General features: G+C 68.4%; 22 protein-coding genes. 10 read left to right on the top strand and 12 right to left on the bottom strand.

From position 1 onward, the window contains the following. Positions 1-87: 87 nt before the first annotated feature. The 5 genes from rodA to RALTA_RS00265 all read right to left on the bottom strand — a co-directional run bounded on the left by rodA (position 88) and on the right by RALTA_RS00265 (position 6,335). A complete protein-coding gene (gene rodA / locus RALTA_RS00285; RefSeq protein ID WP_025585497.1) occupies positions 88-1,230 on the bottom strand; it encodes a rod shape-determining protein RodA in 1,143 nt (380 codons plus the stop codon). 11 nt (positions 1,231-1,241) lie between these two features. After that, complete coding sequence (mrdA, locus tag RALTA_RS00280) at positions 1,242-3,548, bottom strand: penicillin-binding protein 2 (RefSeq protein WP_012351398.1); 2,307 nt, start codon at positions 3,546-3,548, stop codon at positions 1,242-1,244. Between the two features lie 72 nt (positions 3,549-3,620). Beyond that, the gene (gene mreD / locus RALTA_RS00275; RefSeq protein WP_012351397.1) at positions 3,621-4,133 is read right to left on the bottom strand and encodes a rod shape-determining protein MreD; all 513 of its coding nucleotides are present in this window, start codon (positions 4,131-4,133) and stop codon (positions 3,621-3,623) included. Next, positions 4,130-5,095 (bottom strand): rod shape-determining protein MreC, encoded by a 966-nt coding sequence (gene mreC, locus RALTA_RS00270; RefSeq protein ID WP_012351396.1) that lies wholly within the window; start codon positions 5,093-5,095, stop codon positions 4,130-4,132. The genes mreD and mreC overlap by 4 nt, the downstream gene beginning before the upstream one ends. A gap of 196 nt (positions 5,096-5,291) precedes the next feature. Further along, positions 5,292-6,335, bottom strand: coding sequence for a rod shape-determining protein (locus RALTA_RS00265; RefSeq protein WP_008648066.1), 1,044 nt, complete (start codon positions 6,333-6,335; stop codon positions 5,292-5,294). 623 nt (positions 6,336-6,958) lie between these two features. Between RALTA_RS00265 and gatC the strand changes: the two genes are divergently transcribed. From gatC to gatB, 5 genes are all read left to right on the top strand, one after another. Continuing rightward, positions 6,959-7,258 (top strand): Asp-tRNA(Asn)/Glu-tRNA(Gln) amidotransferase subunit GatC, encoded by a 300-nt coding sequence (gene gatC / locus RALTA_RS00260; protein ID WP_012351395.1) that lies wholly within the window; start codon positions 6,959-6,961, stop codon positions 7,256-7,258. Positions 7,259-7,330: 72 nt separating this feature from the next. Next, complete coding sequence (gatA, locus tag RALTA_RS00255; RefSeq protein ID WP_012351394.1) at positions 7,331-8,836, top strand: Asp-tRNA(Asn)/Glu-tRNA(Gln) amidotransferase subunit GatA; 1,506 nt, start codon at positions 7,331-7,333, stop codon at positions 8,834-8,836. Between the two features lie 2 nt (positions 8,837-8,838). Next, positions 8,839-9,297, top strand: a complete 459-nt coding sequence (locus RALTA_RS00250; protein ID WP_012351393.1) for a hypothetical protein — start codon at positions 8,839-8,841, stop codon at positions 9,295-9,297. A gap of 26 nt (positions 9,298-9,323) precedes the next feature. After that, the gene (locus tag RALTA_RS00245) at positions 9,324-10,439 is read left to right on the top strand and encodes a dienelactone hydrolase family protein (RefSeq protein ID WP_012351392.1); all 1,116 of its coding nucleotides are present in this window, start codon (positions 9,324-9,326) and stop codon (positions 10,437-10,439) included. A gap of 89 nt (positions 10,440-10,528) precedes the next feature. Next, positions 10,529-11,986, top strand: a complete 1,458-nt coding sequence (gene gatB / locus RALTA_RS00240; RefSeq protein WP_012351391.1) for an Asp-tRNA(Asn)/Glu-tRNA(Gln) amidotransferase subunit GatB — start codon at positions 10,529-10,531, stop codon at positions 11,984-11,986. A 199-nt stretch (positions 11,987-12,185) separates the two neighbouring features. Here the strand turns inward: gatB and RALTA_RS00235 are convergent, their stop codons facing one another. Both RALTA_RS00235 and RALTA_RS00230 read right to left on the bottom strand, forming a co-directional pair. Further along, positions 12,186-12,887 carry a tetratricopeptide repeat protein gene (locus tag RALTA_RS00235; protein WP_012351390.1) on the bottom strand — a complete coding sequence of 234 codons (702 nt, stop codon included), beginning with the start codon at positions 12,885-12,887 and terminating at the stop codon, positions 12,186-12,188. Between the two features lie 145 nt (positions 12,888-13,032). Next, on the bottom strand, positions 13,033-14,004 hold the full coding sequence (locus RALTA_RS00230; RefSeq protein WP_025585506.1) for a magnesium and cobalt transport protein CorA: 972 nt from the start codon (positions 14,002-14,004) through the stop codon (positions 13,033-13,035). Between the two features lie 218 nt (positions 14,005-14,222). Here RALTA_RS00230 and minC point away from each other — a divergent pair, with 218 nt between their 5' ends. The 4 genes from minC (at position 14,223) to RALTA_RS00210 (ending at position 17,617) form a co-directional block, all read left to right on the top strand. Continuing rightward, positions 14,223-15,023: a septum site-determining protein MinC gene (gene minC, locus RALTA_RS00225; protein WP_041232029.1), complete on the top strand. Its 801-nt coding sequence runs from the start codon at positions 14,223-14,225 to the stop codon at positions 15,021-15,023. A 66-nt stretch (positions 15,024-15,089) separates the two neighbouring features. Next, positions 15,090-15,905 carry a septum site-determining protein MinD gene (gene minD, locus RALTA_RS00220; RefSeq protein ID WP_012351387.1) on the top strand — a complete coding sequence of 272 codons (816 nt, stop codon included), beginning with the start codon at positions 15,090-15,092 and terminating at the stop codon, positions 15,903-15,905. A gap of 21 nt (positions 15,906-15,926) precedes the next feature. Further along, complete coding sequence (gene minE / locus RALTA_RS00215; protein WP_012351386.1) at positions 15,927-16,181, top strand: cell division topological specificity factor MinE; 255 nt, start codon at positions 15,927-15,929, stop codon at positions 16,179-16,181. Positions 16,182-16,519: 338 nt separating this feature from the next. After that, complete coding sequence (locus RALTA_RS00210; RefSeq protein WP_012351385.1) at positions 16,520-17,617, top strand: porin; 1,098 nt, start codon at positions 16,520-16,522, stop codon at positions 17,615-17,617. A 51-nt stretch (positions 17,618-17,668) separates the two neighbouring features. Here the strand turns inward: RALTA_RS00210 and RALTA_RS00205 are convergent, their stop codons facing one another. Together RALTA_RS00205 and RALTA_RS00200 are read right to left on the bottom strand one after the other, a co-directional pair. Further along, positions 17,669-18,436, bottom strand: coding sequence for a sensor histidine kinase (locus tag RALTA_RS00205; RefSeq protein ID WP_012351384.1), 768 nt, complete (start codon positions 18,434-18,436; stop codon positions 17,669-17,671). Beyond that, positions 18,433-19,161 (bottom strand): response regulator transcription factor, encoded by a 729-nt coding sequence (locus tag RALTA_RS00200; RefSeq protein ID WP_012351383.1) that lies wholly within the window; start codon positions 19,159-19,161, stop codon positions 18,433-18,435. Before RALTA_RS00200 ends, RALTA_RS00205 begins: the two co-directional genes overlap by 4 nt. Before the next feature lie 230 nt (positions 19,162-19,391). On the opposite strand from RALTA_RS00200, the gene RALTA_RS00195 reads away from it, so the two are divergent. Beyond that, positions 19,392-20,072 carry a response regulator transcription factor gene (locus RALTA_RS00195; protein ID WP_012351382.1) on the top strand — a complete coding sequence of 227 codons (681 nt, stop codon included), beginning with the start codon at positions 19,392-19,394 and terminating at the stop codon, positions 20,070-20,072. Positions 20,073-20,104: 32 nt separating this feature from the next. Here the strand turns inward: RALTA_RS00195 and RALTA_RS00190 are convergent, their stop codons facing one another. The 3 genes from RALTA_RS00190 to RALTA_RS00180 all read right to left on the bottom strand — a co-directional run bounded on the left by RALTA_RS00190 (position 20,105) and on the right by RALTA_RS00180 (position 22,474). Next, positions 20,105-21,088, bottom strand: a complete 984-nt coding sequence (locus tag RALTA_RS00190) for a Bug family tripartite tricarboxylate transporter substrate binding protein (protein ID WP_012351381.1) — start codon at positions 21,086-21,088, stop codon at positions 20,105-20,107. Positions 21,089-21,201: 113 nt separating this feature from the next. After that, positions 21,202-21,465, bottom strand: coding sequence for a hypothetical protein (locus RALTA_RS00185; protein WP_012351380.1), 264 nt, complete (start codon positions 21,463-21,465; stop codon positions 21,202-21,204). Between the two features lie 97 nt (positions 21,466-21,562). After that, the gene (locus RALTA_RS00180) at positions 21,563-22,474 is read right to left on the bottom strand and encodes an EamA family transporter (protein ID WP_012351379.1); all 912 of its coding nucleotides are present in this window, start codon (positions 22,472-22,474) and stop codon (positions 21,563-21,565) included. Positions 22,475-22,539: the final 65 nt, after the last annotated feature.

Genomic DNA, 22,539 nt, shown 5'->3' with positions numbered 1-22,539 from the left:
CGGGCGCGGCGAAAACGCTCGATCCCACGCTGGCGGCTCCCTCTCCCGCTTGGGGGAGAGGGGAGCAAACCGCAGGCATGCCCCAGCCTACGTCTGGATCAGCCGCTTCTGCCGCGAAATGCTCATCAGGATGCCGATGCCAGCGCCCAGCGTCACCAGCGCGGTGCCGCCGTAGCTCAGCAGCGGCAGCGGCACGCCCACCACCGGCAGGATGCCGCTGACCATGCCCATGTTGACGAAGGCATAGGTGAAGAAGATCAGCGTGATCGAACCCGCCAGCAGCCGCGAGAACAGCGTCGGCGCATTGGCCGCGATAAAGAGCCCGCGGAAGATCAGCAGCAGGTACAGCACCAGCAGCACCGCGTTGCCGATCAGGCCGAACTCTTCCGAGTACACGGCGAAGATGAAGTCGGTGTGCTTTTCCGGGATGAACTCCAGGTGGGTCTGCGTCCCCTTGAGCCAGCCCTTGCCCTGGACACCGCCCGAGCCGATCGCGATGATCGACTGGATCGTGTGGAAGCCCTTGCCGAGCGGATCGCTAGTCGGATCCAGCAGCGTGCAGACGCGGTGCTGCTGGTAGTCGTGCAGCACCGGCCAGTTCACGCCGGGCGCGCATATGTCGTTCTGGAACGTGATCAGCAGCGTGATGGCGACCACCAGGATGCCCATCAGCGGCAGGATCAGCTTCCACGACAGCCCCGCGAAGTAGATCACGTAGAGGCCCGCGGCCATCACCAGCAGCGCGGTGCCCAGGTCGGGCTGCTTGGCGATCAGGCCCACCGGGATCAGCAGCAGGCCCAGCGCGACAATGAAGTCGAACCACCGGATCACGCCCTCGCGCTTCTGGAAGTACCACGCCAGCATCAACGGCATCGAGATCTTCATGATCTCGGACGGCTGGATCACCATGCCGACATAGAGCCAGCGGCGCGCGCCCTTGCGGATCAGGCCGAACATGGCCACCGCGATCAGCAGCGCCACCCCCACCGTATAGATCGGCACCGCCACCCGCATCAGGGTCTGCGTCGGCAGGTAGGCAATCACGAACATCACCACGTACGACAGCAGGATGTTGCGCAGCTGGTCCTCGACCCGGCCGGGCATGTCGATGGCGGCCGAGTACAGCGCCACGATGCCGGTGGCGAACAGCAGGAACACGATCAGCGAGAGCGGCTTGTCAAAACCGGTCAGCGCGGTCTTGACCAGGGACATGACGCGGCGTCGATCCATGCGCGTCTCCTTCAGCGGGTGGCGTCGGCACCGCTGGCTGCCTTGGCAGCGACCGGCTTGACACGTGGTTTGGGCGCGGGCGCCTTGGCCGGCACGACCGTCGCGGAGGCCGGCGCCGGGGTCTGCGGCTTGCTGTGGCCAAGCGCCTGCAGCATGCGCTGGTCCAGCGTCTGCACCGCCGAGGCCGGGGCAATCGCATCGGGATCCAGCGTCGCGGCGATCGCCTCGGGCGTCGGCAACTGCGCGGCCGAGGCCGCCGCCACCGCACTGGCGGCCGCGCCGCTGGCCGGGGCGCCGCCGCCGGACATCACCGTGGCGCTGGCAATACTGGCGGTCTGGCCGGTGGTGAACACGCTCGGCGTATCCACCGGCGCGCGGCCGGCGAGGCGCTCGCCGGCGGGCGGCGCGATCGCCTCCAGCTCGGCGGGCCACTTGCCGGTCAGGTAGTAGTCCATCACCTTGCGCGCGATCGGCGCGGCCACCGCGGCGCCGAAGCCGGCGTTCTCGACGATCAGCGCAATCGCGATCCTGGGGTTGTCGGCCGGCGCGAACGCCGTGTACAGCGAGTGGTCGCGCTTGTGCTCGGCGAGCGCGTGGTGGTTGTACTTCTCGCCCTTGGACAGGCTGTAGGTCTGCGCCGTGCCGGTCTTGCCCGCGGACTCGTAGGCGGCGCCGGCAAACACGCGCGCGGCCGTGCCCGAGTGCGTCACCGCCACCATGGCGCGCTTGATCACGTTGATGTCGGACTGCTTGAGCGGGATGGTGTAGCTTTCCTTGGGCACGGTCAGCGTGCGCTTGCGCGTGACCGCGTCTTCGATGGCCTTGACCAGGTGCGGCTTCATCACCTTGCCGTCGTTGACGATCACCGAGGTCGCCTGCGCCAGCTGCAGGATGGTAAAGCTGTTGTAGCCCTGGCCGATGCCCAGCGAGATGGTCTCGCCGTCATACCACTTCTGCTGCTCCGGCTTGCGGTAGGCCTTGCGCTTCCAGTCGGTCGACGGCAGGATGCCGCGGCTTTCGCCCTCGATGTCGATGCCCGTGATCTGGCCGAAGCCCAGCGGCTTCATGAAGTCGTGGATGCCGTTGACGCCCATGTCGCGCGCCAGCGCGTAGTAATAGGTGTCGCATGAATGCACGATCGAGCTGTGCATGTCGACCCAGCCATGGCCGCCCGGCTTGTCGTCGCGGAAGGTGTGGTTGCCCAGCGTGAAGTAGCCCGGGTCGGACATGCCCCATGCCGCGGTGCGCTTGCCGGTGGTGAGCGCCGCCAGCGCCATGAAAGGCTTGTAGGTCGATCCCGGCGGATAGGTGCCCCTGAGGGGCCGGTTCAGCAGCGGCTTGTCGGGCGAGCCGTTGAGCTCGTTCCAGGTAGTGGTGTCGATGCCCTCGACGAACAGGTTGGGGTCGAAGGTCGGCTTGGAGACGAAGGCCAGGATGTCGCCGGTGGACGGCTCGATCGCCACCAGTGCGCCGCGGCGGTTGCCATAGAGCGCCTCGGCCAGCTGCTGCAGGCGGATGTCGAGCGACAGGATCAGGTTGTTGCCGGGCGTGGCGGGCGAAGTGGACAGCGTGCGGATGGGTCGGCCGCCCGCGCTGACTTCCACTTCCTCGAAGCCGGTCAGCCCGTGCAGCTCGCTTTCGTAGCTCTGCTCCAGGCCGATCTTGCCGATGTAGTTGGTGCCCTTGTAGTTGTCGGCATCCTTGCGCGGGTCATACTTCGCGCCGTCGGCATCGTTGGCCTCGTCCATGGCCTCGATGCGCTCCTGGTCGCGCTGCGAGATCCGGCCCAGGTAGCCGATCACGTGCGAGGCCGACTCGCCCAGCGGGTACTGGCGGAACAGCCGCGCGCGCACGTCGACGCCGGGGAAGCGGAAGCGCTGCGCCGAAAAGCGCGCCACCTCTTCGTCGGTCAGCTGGCTGCGGATCGGCAGGCTTTCGAAGCTGCGCGATTCCTCCATCAGACGCTTGAAGCGGCGCCGGTCGCGCGGCTGGATCTCGACCAGCGCCGACAGGCCTTCGATGGTGTTTTCCAGCGTATCGGTCAGCTTGGACGGGGTGATCTCCAGCGTGTACGCCGAATAGTTGCGCGCCAGCACGATCCCGTTGCGGTCCATGATGATGCCGCGGTTGGGCTCGATCGGCGCCACCGAAATCCGGTTGTCCTCGGCCTTGGCCGAGTACTGGTCATGCTTGTACCACTGCAGCCACAGGAAGCGCGAGAACAGCAGGCCGAAGCAGATCACCGTAAACAGCGCCGCCGCCGCCACGCGGATGCGGAAGCGGCCGATTTCCAGTTCGACGTTGCGGATTTCGGTCATGATACTGCGTGGCCTGGAGGCATCGGTGGTGGGCGATGATGGCGATAGTGGCGATGGCGGGCGATGGCGGCGTCAGATCGGCCGGGTCTCGTCGACATCGGTCGAGCGGCGCTGTGGCGCCAGCAGCAGGCTGGTGGCCAGCGGCCACAGCAGCGCCTCGATCGCCGGCGCCAGCAGCAGCGGCCAGCCCGGCAGCGGCGCGCCCATGGCCAGCCGGATCAGCACCGGCACCGCGTGCGCGATAAACAGCAGCGGCAGCACGTGCAGCGCCTGGGTATAGACGGTGAACCACAGCACGCGGCGGTGGATGGTGATGGCGAAGTAGGCCAGCAGCGTGTAGGCCAGCGCATGCTCGCCCAGCAGGCGCGCATCGTGCACGTCCATCAGCAGGCCCAGCAGGAAGGCCACGCCCATGCCCACCTTGCGCGGCTGGTGGATGTTCCAGAACACCAGCACCAGCGCCACCATGTCCGGGATCCACAGCGTGGTGCCCCACGGCATCAGGTTGAACAGGAACGCCAGCACGAAGCTGAAGGCGATAAAGGCCGGATTGACCGGCCGCAGCAGGTATTGGGGATTGGTCACCGTGGTGCCTCCTTGGCGGGCGAGGCCTTGGCGGCCGCGGCGCTGTCGGCGGCGGCGCGTGCCGCGGCCGACTTGGCGCCCTTAACCGGCGCTTCCGGCCGGGCCTCGACCGCTTCGCGCGCCGGGATGTTGGCGTCGTAGCGCACCACCAGCAGCTGGCGGTGCGCGCGCACGCCGGCGACCGGCTCGCAATAGACGCGCGAGAACGCGGTATCGGCCTTGCGCTCGATCTGCACGATCTTCGCCACCGGCAGGCCCGGCGGATAGGTGCCATCCAGGCCCGAGGTCACCAGCAGGTCGCCCTGCTGCAGGTCGGCGGCGGCGGCCATGAAGCGCAGATCCAGGTGGCCCGCGCGGGCGCCGCCGAAGGCGACGCTGCGCAGCCCGTTGCGCACCACCTGCACCGGAATCGCCTGGTCCTTGTCGGTCAGCAGCGTCACCTCGGACTGGAACGGCGACACGCGCGTCACCTGCCCGACCACGCCGCGCTCGTCGATCACCGGATAGCCGGCGCGCAGGCCGTGCTGGCTGCCCTTGTCGATGACGATGCGCTGGCTGTACGGGTCGCGCGCGTCATACAGGATCTCGGCCGCCGTCACCGGCGTGGCCGACTGCTGTGCCAGGCCCAGCAGCTTGCGCAGCTGGTTGTTCTCGGCCTCGAGCTGAGCCTGGCGCACCGAGGCCTGGGCTTGCTGCACGGCGTTCTGGCGCAGCTCGCGGTTCTCGGTGGCGAGCGTCGCCGACGACTGCGCATAGTCGAACATGGTGCGCAACGCGTCGCGCGGCGCCAGCACCAGGCGCTCGACCGGCATCAGCACGGTGGCGGCGACCTGCCGCCCTACGCGCAGCGCGTCGAAACGGGCATCGACCACCAGCAGCGCCAGCGCGATGCCCACGTACAGGACCAGCCTGGCGACGGCCGAGGTGCCTTGCTTGAAGAGCGGCGGAGGGGAGTAATCCATTTACCCGAACAAAGGCCGGAGGCCACGCGGAAACGCCCCGCCGCCCGCCGTGCCGCGCCCCGGCCCCTGGCGGGGACAGGCGCGGCACGGTCGGGCGGCGGGAGCTGCCAGGGCCCGGCCCCGGCGGATGAGGCGCCGCGACGCCGCCATGATCGGTCGATCCGGCAGGCCGCGCATCGCCACGTGAGCGTCCTTCTTACTCGTAGGAGAAGATGCTGCCGAGCTTGTCCATGCGTTCCAGCGCCATGCCGGAGCCGCGCACCACGCAGGTCAGCGGGTCTTCGGCGACCAGCACCGGCAGGCCGGTTTCCTCGGCCAGCAGGCGGTCCAGGTCGCGCAGCAGCGCGCCGCCGCCGGTCAGCATCATGCCGCGCTCGGCGATGTCGGCGCCCAGTTCGGGCGGGGTCTGTTCCAGCGCGATCTTCACCGCGGACACGATCTGGTTCAGCGGATCGGTCAGGGCTTCCAGGATTTCGTTGGACGACACGGTGAAGGCGCGCGGGATGCCTTCGGACAGGTTGCGGCCCTTGACTTCCATCTCGCGGACTTCGGAGCCCGGGAAGGCCGAGCCGATTTCCTTCTTGATCGCCTCGGCGGTCTGCTCGCCGATCAGCATGCCGTAGTTGCGGCGGATGTAGTTGACGATGGCCTCGTCGAACTTGTCGCCGCCGACGCGCACCGAGCCCTTGTAGACCATGCCGCCCAGCGAGATGATGCCCACCTCGGTGGTGCCGCCGCCGATATCCACCACCATCGAGCCCGACGGCTCCGACACCGGCAGACCGGCGCCGATCGCCGCCGACATCGGCTCCTCGATCAGGTAGACCTGGCTGGCACCGGCGCCCAGCGCCGATTCGCGGATGGCGCGGCGCTCGACCTGGGTCGAGCCGCACGGCACGCAGATGATGATGCGCGGGCTCGGGCGCAGCAGCTTGCTGTCATGCACCATCTTGATGAATTGCTTGAGCATCTGCTCGGTCACGGTGAAGTCGGCGATCACGCCGTCCTTCATCGGGCGGATCGCCTCGATGTTGCCCGGGACCTTGCCCAGCATCTGCTTGGCTTCCTTGCCCACCGCCGTGATGGTCTTCTTGGCGTTGGGGCCGCCTTCCTGGCGGATCGCAACGACCGAGGGCTCGTCCAGCACGATGCCCTTGTCGCGCATGTAGATCAGCGTGTTGGCGGTGCCGAGGTCGATCGCCAGGTCGTTGGAGAAGTAGCTGCGGAGAAATCCGAACATCAGGAATCCTGTCTGTGATGGTGTTCGCGGGTAGGCGAAGTGGCCGGCGCCGCGAGCGGCCCGGCCACGCATGGCTTGGGTGTTGAATACGGAATGGTTCTCGGCTTCCCGGCCCGCCCACGCTCCGGCGCGGGGGACCCGCGGGATGCTGGATGGGAGTCGGGTTCGGCACCGCCGCGTCTTGCCAGGCAGGCTGGCCCTACGGGAACCTTTGATTAGACCTCGCGAGAAAGTTCGCGACAATGCGCACAAAAATGTGCAGGCACCGGCGCGTCGCGGCCCGTGGCATTGGGGCGTGTCGCGGCCGGCGGCAAAGGCCTAATCAGAGGACCCAGGTTTCCCTTCGGGCACCTTCGGCCGCCGGGCACGGCGGGCCAGCGGGGGGCGGGCGCGCGGCAAAGTGACGAAGGCGTTGCCAAAGGTCGGGAGCACGCAATGATACCTTATAATTCCTGCTGCTTCGGGCGTTTACGGCCTGAAAAACCCTGTAATTCCGACGACTCCGTTGCGCCGTTGCAGCGCTCCCGGAGCCGCCCTGCCCGACCGCGCGGCGCCACCGCCGCACGGCTGGCCGCCGGCCGCTGCCGGCACCTTCCGCATACGAGCATCCGACCCACCACGCCATGGCCCTCGACCTATCCGACGTCAAGCGCATTGCCCACCTCGCCCGCATCGAAACCAGCGATGACGAGGCCGCCCAGACGCTTGCGCAGCTGAACAACTTTTTCTCGCTGGTCGAGCAGATGCAGGCGGTCGACACCACCGGCATCGAACCGCAGGCGCACCCGCTGTCGGCAGTGCGCGACATGGTTCAGCGCCTGCGCGAGGACGTGGTCACCGAAACCGACCGCCGCGCAGACTATCAGCGCCCCGCGCCCGCCACCGAAAACGGCCTGTACCTGGTGCCCAAGGTCATCGAATGACCCTTGTCCGGCCGTGCCGCCACGCGCCACGTGCCGCCGCCAGTACAACACCCCTGATGCCAACCGACTGTCATGCCCTTTTCCGCTGATTCCGTGACCTCCCTGCGCCAGCTAGCCGACGCCCTGGCCGCGCGCACCGTCTCCGCCGAGGAACTCGCGCGCGAGTACCTGGCCCGCATCGAGCAGGCCGCCGCGCTCAACGCCTTTATCCATGTCGATGCCGAGCTGACCCTGGCCCAGGCCCGCGCCGCGGACGAACGCCGCGCGCGCGGCGAGGCCGCGCCGCTGACCGGCGTGCCGGTCGCGCACAAGGACGTGTTCGTCACGCGCGGCTGGCGCGCCACCGCCGGCTCGAAGATGCTCGGCAACTATGAAAGCCCGTTCGACGCCACCGTGGTCGAGCGCATGGCCGCCGCCGGCATGGTCACGCTGGGCAAGACCAACATGGACGAGTTCGCGATGGGCTCGTCCAACGAGAACTCGCATTTCGGCCCGGTGCGCAACCCGTGGGACGCCGGCCGCGTGCCCGGCGGCTCGTCGGGCGGCTCGGCCGCGGCCGTCGCCGCCGGCCTCGCGCCCGCCGCCACCGGCACCGACACCGGCGGCTCGATCCGCCAGCCGGCATCGTTCTCGGGCATCACCGGCATCAAGCCGACCTACGGCCGCGTGTCGCGCTACGGCATGATTGCCTTCGCCTCGTCGCTGGACCAGGGCGGCCCGATGGCCCACACCGCCGAGGACTGCGCGCTGCTGCTCAACGCCATGGCCGGCTTCGACCCGAAGGACTCGACCAGCATCCCGCCCGCGCAGGGCGGCGTGGACGAGGACTACACCCGCCTGCTGGGGCAGCCGCGCGCCGGCGCTACGGCCGAGCGCCCGCTGGCGGGCCTGCGCATCGGCCTGCCCCGGGAGTACTTTGGCAAGGGCCTGTCGGCCGACGTGGAACAGGCCGTGCGCGCCGCGCTGGCCGAATATGAAAAGCTGGGCGCCACGCTGGTCGAGGTGTCGCTGCCCAAGACCGAGCTGTCGATCCCGGTGTACTACGTGATCGCGCCGGCCGAGGCCTCGTCGAACCTGTCGCGCTTCGACGGCGTGCGCTACGGCCACCGCGCCGCCGAGTACCGCGACCTGCTCGACATGTACAAGAAGACCCGCGCCGAAGGCTTCGGCGCCGAGGTCAAGCGCCGCATCCTGGTCGGCACCTACGTGCTGTCGCACGGCTACTACGACGCCTACTACCTGCAGGCGCAGAAGATCCGCCGCATCATCGCCGACGACTTCCAGCGCGCCTTTGCCCAGTGCGACGTGATCATGGGCCCGGTGGCGCCGACGGTGGCGTGGAAGCTGGGCGAGAAGACCTCGGACCCGGTGCAGATGTACCTGGCCGACATCTTCACGCTGTCGACCAGCCTGGCCGGCCTGCCCGGCATGAGCGTGCCGTGCGGCTTCGGCGAGGGCAACATGCCGGTGGGCCTGCAGCTGATCGGCAATTACTTCGACGAAGCGCGCCTGCTGCAGGCCGCGCACGCGTTCCAGCAGGCGACCGACTGGCACCTGCGCCGCCCGGCCAAGGCCTGACCATGAACCCGACCTTCCTCCGGCTGCTCGCCGCCCTGGTATTCGCCACGCTGGCGGCAGGCTGTATCCAGCTGCCGATCATCGGCAAGCCCACGCCGATCGCCAGCCGCGACATCGACCTGGCCGGCGACTGCCGCCGCACCGAGGAGGACGGCTTCCGCGAAGACGCGCAGCTGCGCATCTCGGACAACAGCGTGCAGCAGTTGTCGTGGAAGCTGTGGGTCGGCAAGCGCGGCTCGTGCAGCTTCAACCTGGCCGAGTTCCGACAGGTCCAGAAGAAGCCGCATATCGAACTGCGCGCCAACGACGGCAGCGGCTGCAAGCTGATGGTCTGGCAGGACCCGCGCCGCGTCACGCTGGCGCATGCCAACTGCCAGCAGCGCTGCACGCCCGGTATCTATGAACAGGCCTGGCCGGTGATGTTCGAGCCCGGCAGCGGCGGCTGTGCCGCCACGCGCTGAAGTCGCCTAAGCCACAGCAACCGTCCATGGTCCACGCACCCGTCACTCCGCAACACGCGCCGCGCCCCGCACGTCCGGCGGGCGCGTGGCTGAGCGCCGCGGTGGCGCTGGGATGCAGCGCATGGCTGGCCGGCGCCGCGGCGCATACGCCGGACCTGCCGGCACCCGCGCTGGACGCACCGGCACCGCTGACGCCGGCGGGCGTGCTGGCGCCCAACGCGGTGAGCCGGGCCGCGCCCGCTTCTTCGGCGGCGGCCAGGGCTGCCGTCGCGCCCGTGCCCGCGCAGCGGGTCCAGCTGCGCGGCGATGCCGCCACGCCGGCGCTGACCGCCTACTGGTTCCTGCCGCGCGAAGGCGCCACGCCGCGGGCGTTGCCCGTGGTGGTGGCGCTGCACGGCTGCGGCGGCCTGCTGGCCCAGGGCGCGCGGCGCGACGGCACGACGGCCGCCACGAGCACCGTCGCCGGCACGACGGATGTTTCCGCACTGCTGCAGCAACGCTACCGCGAATACGCGCACTGGCTCACCGAACGCGGCTATGCGGTGCTGATGCCCGACAGCTTCAGCGCGCGCGGCAAGCCCCACGGCATTTGCGCCGAGCCCATCGATAACCGCGCCATCGACGAGCGCACCCGCCGCGCCGACGCGCTCGCCGCGCTGCGCTGGGTGGCGCAGCAGCCCGCGGTCGACGCCTCGCGCATCGTGCTGCTGGGCTGGTCGAACGGCGCGCAGGCAGTGCTGGCCACCGTCGATGCCAGCCGCCCGTGGCCGGCCGGCACGCCGCCGGTCGAGCGCGCGGTGGCGTTCTACCCGGGCTGCAAGCGCGCGGTGCAGCAGCACAGCTTCCGCCTGCGCTCGCCGCTGCTGCTGATGATCGGCGGCGCCGACGACTGGACCCCGGCAACCCGCTGCGCCATGCTGCAGAGCGCAGTGCAGGCGCGCCAGCCGGGGGCGCGCTTCCGGCTTGAAATCTACCCGGGCGCCTATCACGGCTTCGATGGCACCAGCGAGCTGCATCGGCGCACCGACGTGCCCGCCGCCGCCATGCGCAAGAGCCAGAGCGTCACCGTTGGCGGCGACGCGGTGGCGCGCGTGGCCGCGCTGGCACAGCTCGACTCCTGGCTGGCCAGTCCCGACCCCTGACCGGCACGCAAGACCAGACAGAACACCAGGGCGGCGCTGCCGCTCCCCCGCAACAGACAACACCCAAAGAACCGAACAGGAATACCGCCATGCAATGGGAAGTGGTGATCGGCCTCGAAACGCACGCGCAGCTGTCGACGGCCTCCAAGATTTTTTCCGGCACCTCCACCGCCTTCGGCGCCGAGGCCAACACGCAGGCGTCGCCGGTGGACCTGGCGCTGCCGGGCGTGCTGCCGGTGCTCAACCAGGGCGCGGTCGAGCGCGCCATCCAGTTCGGCCTGGCGATCGGCGCCACCATCGCGCCGCGCAGCATCTTCGCACGCAAGAATTACTTTTACCCGGACCTGCCCAAGGGTTACCAGATCAGCCAGTACGAGATCCCGGTGGTCCAGGGCGGCACCATCACCATCCAGGTCGAAGGCAGGAAGGGCGAGTTCTACGAGAAGACCGTCAACCTGACGCGCGCGCACCTGGAAGAAGACGCGGGCAAGTCGCTGCACGAAGACTTTGCCGGCATGACCGGCATCGACCTGAACCGCGCCGGTACGCCGCTGCTGGAAATCGTCACCGAGCCCGACATGCGCAGCGCCGCCGAAGCGGTGGCCTACGCCAAGGCGCTGCACTCGCTGGTGGTGTGGCTGGGCATCTGCGACGGCAATATGCAGGAAGGCAGCTTCCGCTGCGACGCCAACGTGTCGGTGCGCCCGGTCGGCCAGAAGGAATTCGGCACGCGCCGCGAGATCAAGAACCTGAACTCGTTCCGCTTCCTGCAGCAGGCCATCGAATATGAAGTGCAGTGGCAGATCGCCGAGATCGAGGACGGCCGCAAGATCCAGCAGGCGACCGTGCTGTTCGACCCGGACACCGGCGAGACCCGCGCCATGCGCACCAAGGAAGACGCGCACGACTACCGCTACTTCCCCGACCCCGACCTGATGCCGCTGGAGATCGAGCCGGCCTGGGTCGAGCGCGTGCGCGATGCGCTGCCGGAGCTGCCGGCCGCGATGCAGGCGCGCTTCGTGTCGCAATACGGCCTGTCGGCGTATGACGCGACCACGCTGACCGCGACCAAGGCCTTCGCCGCCTACTACGAGGCCGTGGTTGCCGACGCCGGCGCCGCCAACGCCAAGCCCGCCGCCAACTGGCTGATGGGCGACGTGTCGTCGCAGCTGAACCGCGAAGGCATCGCCATCGACGACGCACCGGTCCGGCCGGCGCAGCTGGCAAAGCTGCTGGCGCGCATCGCCGACGGTACGGTGTCGAACAACACCGCCAAGAAGGACGTGTTCCCGGCCATGTGGGCGGGCGAGCACGACGGCGACGCCGACGCCATCATCGCGGCCAAGGGCCTGAAGCAGATGTCCGACAGCGGCGAGCTGGAGAAGATCATCGACGACGTGCTGGCCGCCAATGCCAAGTCGGTCGAGGAATTCCGCTCGGGCAAGGAAAAGGCGTTCAACGCGCTGGTCGGCCAGGCAATGAAGGCGACCAGGGGCAAGGCCAATCCGGCGCAGGTGAATGAGTTGCTGAGGAAGAAGCTGGGGTAAGGCCGCCTAGTCCTTTCCAACCCGCCGGTTTGCTACCCTTTTGCCAGTAACCGGTGGTTGTCGTCCCCGCGCAGGCGGGGACCCAGTGGCTTTTAGTTCCCCTTCGGGACTTCAAAGACGCTGGATTCCCGCCTGCGCGGGAATGACGGGAGTTTGAGGCTTCAGTGGATGTCGAGCAGCTTGCATGGGCAATTCCTCCCTACATCCCCGCCCTCCCCTTCACCGTCTCCTCCAGCAGCGACCTCAGCTTCGCCAGCGCCCCCGTGTCCCCGCGCGCCGCGGCGCGCGCGTACCAGATCTTCGCCTGCTCGATATCCTGGTCGACCACGCCGGGCTCGCCACGCTCATAGAAGCTGCCGACGATGTACTGCGCGCCACCGTCTCCCGCGCTCGCCGCGCGCTGGTACCACGCAAACGCCTGCCCGTAGTCGCGCGGCACGCCGCGTCCGGTGAAATAGTTCGTCGCCAGTTCCATCTGCGCCTGCACGTGGCCGCCCTGCGCCGCGCGCTCATACCAGCGGTTCGCCTCTTCCAGCGATTTCGGCACCAGCTGGCCGCGCTCGTAAAGATCGCCCCAGGTGTATTGCGCATGGGTCATGCCGTTGTCGGCCGCCTTGCGCAGCCATACCAACGCCTCTTGCGGCCGCGCGGCGGTGCCTTCGCCGCGCAGCAGCATCATCGCGTAGTTGAATTGTGCGAGTCGGTTGCCCTGGCGCGCGGCGCCGGCAAAACCCCGCAAGGCCTCGTCGAAGCGGCCAGATTCGTAAGCCGCTACCGCATCGCGGGTCTGCGCCTGCGCGGGCGGAGGCGGCTGGGGGGCGCCGGCGGCGGTTGGCACAAGCAGCCATGCGCAAAGCATGCCGGCCAGCATGGCGGCACGCGAGGGATGGGCTTTCGACATGGCGGACTCCGGGCGCGAGGCCTTCTTTGCTCCAGTGTAGGAGTCCGCAGGGGCAGCAGGTAGCGGCTGGATTATTGGCGCGAATAATCGACAAGAAAGAAATCACGACCCGATCATTCGTCGCGCCAATAAATCGAACCGAGGCTCAGATCCACCCCGCACGGTGCAGACGCCGCCACAGCGCGCCACAGGCCAGCGCGGTGACGCCGATCACGGCCGGATAGGCATAGTGCACCTTCAGCTCCGGCATGAAATCGAAGTTCATGCCGTACAGGCTGAACACCACGGTCGGAATCGCCAGGATCGCGCCCCAGCCGGCCAGCCGCTTGACCACTTCGTTCTGGCCCACGGTCACCAGCGCCAGGTTGACCTGCACCGCCGTGGTCAGCATCTCGCGCACCACGTCGAGCGTGCGCACCAGCCGGCTGGCGTGGTCCTCGATATCGCGGAAATAGGCGCGCAGCTCCTTCGGCACCAGCTCTTCGTGCAGCCGGATCAGCTGGCCGCACATGTCCTCGACCGGGCTGACCGCATTGCGCAGGCGCAGCACCTGGCGCTTGATCTGGTACAGGCGCTCGATCGCGGCGCGGTCGAATTCGTCGCGGAAGATGCCCTGCTCCAGCGCCTCGAAGGTGTCCTCCAGGCGCGTGACGATGGGCAGGTAATGGTCGACGACAAAGTCCATCAGCGCATACAGCACATAGCCGGGCCCGTTCGCCAGGCCCTGCGGGTCGTGCTCGCAGCGCTCGCGCACCGGCGCATAGGTGCTGCTCGCGCCGTGGCGGACCGATACCACGTAGTTGGGTCCGACGAACAGATGGGTCTCGCCGACCACCACTTCATCCTGCACCAGTTGCGCGGTGTTGAGCACCACGAACACGGAATCGCCGTAGGCCTCGAGCTTGGGCCGCTGGTGCGCATTGGTCGCGTCTTCGACCGCGAGGTCGTGCAGGCCGAAGGCCTGCTGGGCCTGCCGCAGGAGCGCCAGCTCGGGCTCGTGCAGGCCCAGCCAGACGAAGGTGCCAGGCACGGCCAGCACCGCCGGGATTTCTTCCATGCTTACCGTGCCGAGCCGCTTGCCCTGCCGGTAAGCCACGCAATTGACGATGGCGCCCATGGAAACTCCGCTGATCAGATGGCGCAATCGTAACAAGGCTTTGCATGGTGCCGGGACCGCGCGGTGCCGATGCCGCGCAAGCCGCCCCGGCCACACTTGCGGCGGGCCATGGGCATGCACATGGAGCCCACGCGCCACCTGCGGTACATATCGATCCAATTGTTACAGTTCGCGACAGATACAACGTTAGAATGTGGCATTTCCACGGTCACCCGGCTATGTCCCAGAAGAAATCGCCACGCTTCGAGCTGCGCAGTGGCAACGTCGACGCCCTCCTTCTCGCCCTCCAGACCGCCGACATGGCTGCGCTGCGGGATGACCTCCTCACCCGCTTCGAAGCCACTCCCGACTTCTTCTCCAATGACGTGATCGCGCTGGACCTGCGCGCGCTCGACGATGACGGTGAAGTCGCGCTCGGCACCGTGATCGACACGCTCGCCACGCTCAAGGCCCGCGCCATCGGCGTGGTGGCCCGTGCCGGCCAGCGCGAGTGGGCCGAGCGCTTCGGCCTGCCGCTGCTCGACAGCCAGGCCCGCCGCAACGGCGCCGCCGAGCGTGCCGCCGAGGCCAGGGCCGCCGCCGCCGCGGAACAGGCCGCCGCGGAACAGGCGGCGCGCGAGGAAGCCGCCCGCGCCGCGGCGCAGGCGGCCACCGACGCGGCCGTGGCCGCCGCCGTGCGCCAGCACCAGACCCTGCTGATCGACAAGCCGCTGCGTTCGGGCCAGCAGGTCTACGCGCAGGGCGACGTGGTCATCATGGACGTGGTCAGCTACGGTGCCGAGGTCATCGCCGAAGGCAACATCCATATCTATGCCCCGCTGCGCGGCCGCGCGCTGGCGGGTGTCAAGGGCAACACCGCCGCGCGCATCTTCAGCACGTGCATGGAGCCCGAACTGATTTCCATCGCCGGCATCTACCGGACCGCGGAGCAGACGCTCCCGGCCGACGTGCACGGCAAGACCGCCCAGGTGCGCCTGGCCGATGAAAAACTGATCCTCGAAGCGCTGCGGCTCAAGTAACCGCGGCGTTCCCGGAACCGGATCATAGAGAGCGCAAGCTTCAACTTATTACTGGACCAAAGAGCCATGGCAAAAATCATCGTTGTGACCTCCGGCAAGGGAGGCGTCGGCAAGACCACCACCAGCGCCAGCTTTGCCGCCGGCCTGGCCCTGCGCGGCCACAAGACAGCCGTGATCGACTTCGACGTCGGCCTGCGCAACCTCGACCTGATCATGGGTTGCGAGCGCCGCGTGGTGTATGACCTGATCAACGTGGTGCAGGGCGAAGCCAACCTGCGCCAGGCGCTGATCAAGGACAAGAAGTGCGAGAACCTGTTCATCCTGCCCGCCTCGCAGACGCGCGACAAGGACGCGCTCACGCGCGAGGGCGTCGAGAAGGTGATCAACGGCCTGATCGAGATGGATTTCGAATACATCGTCTGCGACTCGCCCGCCGGCATCGAGTCGGGCGCGCTGATGGCCATGTACTTCGCCGACGAGGCGCTGATCGTCACCAACCCCGAAGTGTCGTCGGTGCGCGATTCGGACCGTATCCTCGGCATCCTGGCGTCCAAGACCAAGCGCGCCACCGAGGGCGGCGAGCCGATCAAGGAACACCTGCTGATCACCCGCTACAACCCCAAGCGCGTGCACGGCGGCGAGATGCTGTCGCTGACCGACATCCAGGAGATCCTGCGCATCAAGCTGATCGGCGTGGTGCCGGAATCGGAAGCGGTGCTGCACGCCTCCAACCAGGGCACGCCCGCCATCCACCTGGAAGGCAGCGATGTATCTGACGCCTACAGCGACGTGGTGGACCGCTTCCTCGGCAAGGACAAGCCGATGCGTTTCACCGACTACCAGAAGCCGGGGCTGTTCTCGCGCATCTTCGGCAACAAGTAACGGTCCAGGAGGGCTCACCCCATGTCGATCCTTTCCTTCCTGCTGGGAGAGAAGAAGAAGTCAGCGTCGGTCGCCAAGGAGCGGCTGCAGATCATCCTGGCGCACGAGCGCACGGGCCATTCCGCCCCCGCCGACTACCTGCCCGCGCTGCAGCGCGAGCTGGTGGCGGTGATTTCCAAGTACGTCAAGATCGGCGACCAGGACCTGCGCGTCAGCCTGGAACGCCAGGACAACCTCGAGGTGCTCGAGGTCAAGATCGAGATCCCGCAGCACTGAGGACAGGACCCGGCAACGCCGGGTCCATGTGCCCACGGGGCTCGACGCCCCGTTCCCTTCTTTCACCCTCCCGCCCCCGGCGCTTCCTGCGCCCCGCTGCTCCGCTCCGCGCTGCTTCTATGCGGTGCCGCAACGCTGCCGCAGCCCCCAAATGCAGAATTCTGTAGCGGCCAGACAACGGAATTGCACCAATTTCCTGCTTGAAAGCGCGGCTCCACGGAGTTTTGTGTCCTTGTTCCTTACGTTTTGTTAAATTTTCGCGGCGTTTACAGGAAACGTAGACCTTATGCCCGCCGTGATCCGGCGAAAGGCACAGTACAAGACAGAAAAGGAGCACCATGAAGAAATCGGCCATCGTCCTCGCAGCCGGCAGCCTGTTGGCAGGTTCGGCTTTCGCACAATCCTCCGTCACCCTGTACGGCATCGTCGACCAGAGCATCCGCTTCCAGACGAACGCGAACGCCAACAATGACAACTCGTGGGAACTGACCAACGGCGCCGTCACCAACAGCCGCTGGGGCCTGAAGGGCAGCGAAGCCCTCGGCAATAACCTGAAGGCGATCTTCCAGCTGGAAGGCGGCTTTGACCCGGATACCGGCCGTTCCAACCAGGCCAGCGCCACCAACCCTAACGGCCGTCTGTTTGGTCGTCAGGCTTACGTTGGCCTGTCGGGTGACTTCGGCACGATCAAGCTGGGCCGCCAGTACACCGAAGGCTTTAATTTCTTCGGCGACTTTGATCCGCTGACCATCGGCAACTACACCAACAACGCCTGGCCGTTCTTCCTGACCAACTTCCGTAACGACAACGTGGTCAGCTACGGCGGCAAGTTCGGCGGCCTGGACGTGGGCGCCAGCTACGGCTTCGGCGAGCAGCCGGGCAGCATGAGCCAGAACCAGTACTGGGGCACCCGTGCCGCTTACACCTTTGGTCCGTTCGGCATCGGCGGCGTGTACCAGGAAGTTCGTAACACCACCGGCGAGAAGCAGCAGATGTGGGGCGCTGCCGGTAAGTACTCGATTGGCCCGGCCAAGATCTTCCTGGGCTATATCGGCGGCAAGGACCGCACCGGTTCGGTTGATGCTTCGCTGAACTTCACGGGCGGCGCCACGCTGAACCCGATCCCGGCTGGCGGCAACGCCGCAGCCAACCCGCGCAAGGACACCATCGGCTACATCGGCGTGACCTACCAGGCCACCCCGGCGCTGGCCCTGACCGGCGTGTTCTACGGCGACTACGTCGAAAACGTCAACGGCGTGAACGACAACAACGGCCGCCGCTACACCGGCGTGCTGCTGGCCGAGTACTCGCTGTCCAAGCGCACCCAGGTTTACGGCACGGTTGACTTCAACAAGGTTTCGGGCGGCACCATCACCGAAATGCCGGGTCGCAACAACCAGACCGGCGCTGCCCTGGGTATCCGCCACATCTTCTGATCGATTCCCGATCAGCAGTTCCTGGCCAAAGGCACCTTCGGGTGCCTTTTTTCATGGGCGCGGCCGGCGCCGCAGCCACAGGTACCAGCCGGCCTGCGCAGCCGGGCCGTGCATGGGCTGCAGCGGCACCAGCAGCCCGCCATGGCGGGCCACCACGCGCTGCGCGCACAGCAGCGCGGGTCCGGGCCGCGCCAGGTGCGCCGCGCCCGCGTCATCGGCGGGCCGGAACACGATCGACAGCGCCACGCCACCGGCGTGGCCTCGGCACGCGGTGCGCACGGCCGTGCCAGGCGCGGCCGCGCCGATGGCGCTGGTCAGCAGCCACTCCAGCGTGGCGGCCAGCATCGCCGCGTCGCCGCCGAGGCGCGGCAGGCGCCCCGCCGGGCGTTCCAGCCGGATCCCGGCCTCGCCGGCTTCGGTCCAGACGCGGTCGAGCGCTTCATCGAGCAGGGTGTCCATGGCGAGCCGCCGCATCCGATAGGCATGCCGCGTTTCGCGCAGCAGCCGGTTCAGGTCGTCGATATGGCGCAGCGAGCGGCGCGCATGGCCTTCCACCTGCGCCAGCAGCGCCGCATCGGCCTGCGAGCGGGTCTGGCGCAGCGCCAGCCACGCCAGCAGCGAGGCATTGGGTTCGCGCAGGTCGTGGCCCAGCACATGCAACAGCATGTCGCGCACGGCATCCGGATCGCGCACGTCGCCGCGGCCTTCGCTGGCCGGCGCCGGCACGGCAGCGGCGCCGCGCGAGCGCCGTGCCAGCCAGCAGCCGCCCAGGCACAAGGCCGCGGCAACCAGCGCGTGGCGCAGCGGGCGTGCCGTCATGCGGCGGCCCGCTCGGCATGTGCCATGCGCTCCAGCCGGTAGCCATGCGTGTAGACCGGGGTCAGGCGCATGCCGTGCTCGGCCTGCAGTCCGAGCTTGCTGCGCACGCGCGACACATGGGTATCGATGGTGCGCGACATCGGCGAAATCTCGCGGCCCCAGACCGCGGCGGTGATGTGGTCGCGCGTGACGATGCGGCCTTCGTGGCGGAACAGCAGCACCGCGAGGTCGAACTCCTTGGGCGTCAGGCCGATCGGCTGGCCGTTGCACGTGACCTTGCGCAGCGCGCAGTCGAAGGCGTAATCGCCCAGCCGCAGCGGCGCGTGCGGCGACGCCTGCGCGGGATAGGCGCGCCGCAGCAGGGCCTCGATGCGCGCGGCCAGCTCCGCCGGACGGATCGGCTTGACCATGTAGTCATCGGCGCCTGCGGCAAGCGCGCTGACGATATCGTGCTCGGCATCGCGGCAGCTCAGGAACATGACCGGGATGCGCCGGTCCAGGTGGGTGCGCACCCAGGCCAGCACCTCGCGTCCGGACAGGTCGGGCATCTGCCAGTCCAGCAGCAGCAGGTCGAAGCCGGCGTCGCGCAGCGCCAGCAGCAGGCGCCGGCTTTCGCCGAAGCTCACGCATTCGAATCCCGCGCTGGCGACGACCTGGCGGATCAGCGCCGCATCCGCGGGCGCGTCCTCCAGCGATGCAATGCGCGATGCCGTTTTCTTTCCCATGTTGCCTCCGACGTAGCTGGCCATTAGCGGGACATTTAATCCGGCGCCGCGGCCCGCCCGAATAGGAAAGCGCTCAATCTCGCCTTTCAACAATCTTTTACTTCTCGCCTCAGCAGGCCGCTCCTACCATGGCCTTCGCCGCGGGCAACCGTGCCCGCGCCGACCCTGTTGTCAAGCTGTGTCCCACTCAGCGGGCGCATTGCGGTGCGTCCGCGCACAGGAGCCACGACGTGAAGATCGCCGCGCTGCAGGCGGACCCTACCCTCGCCGTCAGCATCGAACAGACCCTGCGCCTGAACGGCCACCAGTGCACGCGCTACCTCAACGGGCGCGCGCTGATCGGCGCGCTGCGCGGCAAGTCGTTCGATCTGCTGATGCTGGATTGCGATACGCCGGGCATCCCGGCGCTGGAAGTGCTGGCGTGGGTGCGCCGCACGCTGGGCCACGAGATGCCGGTGATGCTGACCGGCACCTCCAACGAAGAAGGCTTTGTCGCCGCCTGCCTGGCGCAGGGCGCGGACAGCTACGTGCCCAAGCCGCTGCGCACCGCGGAGCTGGGCGCGCGCGTGCTGGCGCTGCTGCGCCGCGCACGGCCGGCCAGCGCGGACTGCGACCTGGAACACGGCCCGTTCCGCTTTGCCACCGCCGAGCGGCAGGTGTGGGTCAAGGGCAAGCCAGTGCTGCTGGCCCCGAAGGAATTCGACCTGGCGGTGCTGCTGTTCCGCAACCTGGGCTCGCTGGTGCTGCGCCAGACCATGGTCGACCACGTCTGGCGCTACCACATGGACGCGGCCTCGCGCACAGTGGACAGCCACCTGTCGCGCGTGCGCACCAAGCTGGCGCTGTGGCCGCACAACGGCGTGCGGCTGTCGTCGGTGTACGGGCTGGGCAGCCGGCTCGATGCGGCCTAGCGCGGCACCGGGGGCGCAGCCGGCCCGGCCATTCAGTCAGCCTTGATGCCGGCTTCCCTGACGATGCGCGCGTTCTCCGCGGACTCTTCGCGGATGGCCTTGGCAAACTGCGCCGGCGTGCCGCCGGTGGGCACTTCGCCGCCCTTGAGCAGGCGCTCATGGACTTCCGGCTCGGCCAGCGCCTTGTTCAGCTCGGCGTTCAAGCGGTTGATGATGGCCGCGGGGGTCTTGCCCGGCGCGAAGATGCCGAAGGTGGAAGTCAGGTTGGCCTTGGGGTAGCCCAGCTCGGCCAGCGTCGGCACGGCGGGCAGGCTCTCCAGGCGCTTGGGCGCGCCCACCGCCAGCGCGCGCAGGCGGCCGGCCTGCATATGCTGGCTCAGCACCGGGCTAGCGTTGGTGCTCATCACCTCGAACTGGCCGCCAAGCGCATCGTTCATCTGCTGGCCCGCGCCCTTGTACGGGATCAGCACGATGTCGGCCTTCGACTTCTGCTTGATCTGTTCCAGCACCACGTGGCCGACCGTGCCCAGGCCCGACGTGGCCCAGCGTACCGAACCCGGTTTGGCGCTCGCCTGGCCGACCACGTCGGCAAAGCTCTTGCCGCTGAACGCGGAAGTCGCGACCACCAGCACCGGCGAGTACATCACGCTCATGACCGGCGCCACGTCCTTCTGCGGATCGTAGTTGACGCGGCCGACATGCGGATTGAGCGTGAGCGGGCTGGTGGCGGCGAAGCCGAGCGTGTAACCGTCCGGCGCTGCCTTGGCCACCGCATCGATGCCGATGCTGCCGCCCGCGCCGGCCTTGTTCTCCACCACGACCGACGTACCCATCTGCGCCGACAGGCGCTCGCCGAGCGCGCGCGCGACGGTGTCGCTGATGCCGCCGGTGGGATAGGCGACGATCAGGCGGATCGGGCGGCTGGGATAGGCGTCCGCCGCGGCGGCGGGGGCGGATGCGGCGGCACTGACGACGCACGCTGCAGCCAGCAGCGACGTGCGGAAGGGGAAGGCCATGATGGAAAAGCGGGAGAAATTCGCGGGAGAGATTCGACGGAAGCGGCCAGGCGGCGGCAACGGGCCGGCCCGGCGTGGAACAGCCGCTATCTTAGCCGATCCATGCGGCGTGCTCAGCGCTCCAGCGCCCGCTCCGGCACCCAGGAGACAAAGAGTTCGTTGGCGCGGTCATAGAGCCGCCAGCCCGTGCCGCAGTCGCGGCAGCAGAACGAAAGCATGCTGTACGGCACGCCGGCGGCACTCTGGGTCACCACCGGCGCGGTGCCGCGCAAGGCCAGGCAGGCCGGCGGCTCGCGCCGGCGGGGGTCGTCGGCCAGCGCCAGGCAGCGCTCGCAGGGCGGCGTGGCGGGGGCGGAAGGGTCTGGGGCGGCTGGCATCGTCGGCGGCGTCGGCGGAAACGGGGCACGTCTGTCTCGAGTGCCCGCCATGATGCCGCAAAATTCCGCGCGGCAGCAGCACCCTTCGCGGATGACATCAGGCCGCCTGCGTGCGCGCCGCCGTGGCGGGTGCCGTCGCGCGCTGGCCAAGCCACACGCTGGCCAGCACCAGCAGCGCACCCGCGGCCTGCACTGCCGTCAGTGACTGCCCGAGCACCAGGAAGCCGAGCACGGTGGCGCTGACCGGACTGAGCAGGCCCAGCGCCGCCACCGCCGCCGGCGCCATGCGCGCTACCCCGCGGAACCACAGCGCATAGCTGAAACCGGCGCCGACAACGCTGAGCCACGCGTAGCCCAGCCAGTTGACCGGCGTGAAATGCCCCGGCAGCGGTTCCAGCACCAGCGCGAACGGCAGCAGGAACAGCCCGCCCGCGCACAACTGCCATGCCGTCAGCACCAGCGGCGACACCGGCGGCCGCCAGTGCCGCGTCAGCACCGTGCCCACCGCCATCGACACCGCTCCCGCGGCCGCCGCCGCGACGCCCACCGCATCCAGCCGGGCGGCCGGCCCGAGCACCAGCAGGGCCACGCCCAGCAGGCCGCCCGCGCCGGCCATCCACGCGGCGGGGCGCGGCCGCGCACCCAGCCAGGCCCACGCCAGCACCACCACGATCAACGGCTGGATCGCGCCGACCGTTGCCGCCACGCCGCCCGGCAACCGGTAAGCGGCGATGAACAGCATCGCCTGGAAGAAGCCGATATTGAGCACGCCCAGCACCGCTGCGCGCCACCACCAGCCGCCCCGCGGCAGCTGCCTGCCGAAGGCCAGCATCGCCAGCCCGGCCGGCAGCGCCCGGATTACGCCGGAAAGCAAGGGCTGTCCCGGCGGCAGCCACTGGCTGGTGACAAGGTAGGTGCTGCCCCAGATTGCGGGGGCCAGGCCGGTCAGCAGGATGTCCTTCAGGCTTGAGCCGGCGATCCCAGTCGTGGAATTGGCATTCGCCTTCATGTCGATATTCTTGATGTCAAGATAAATCACTTTACGAAGGCGATTGATTGATGTCAAGATACTTC

The sequence above is a fragment of the Cupriavidus taiwanensis LMG 19424 genome (assembly GCF_000069785.1).
GTDB classification, from domain to species: domain Bacteria; phylum Pseudomonadota; class Gammaproteobacteria; order Burkholderiales; family Burkholderiaceae; genus Cupriavidus; species Cupriavidus taiwanensis.
Note: the sequence above shows the minus strand (reverse complement) of the source record. Positions and strands in the feature narration are given on the sequence as shown.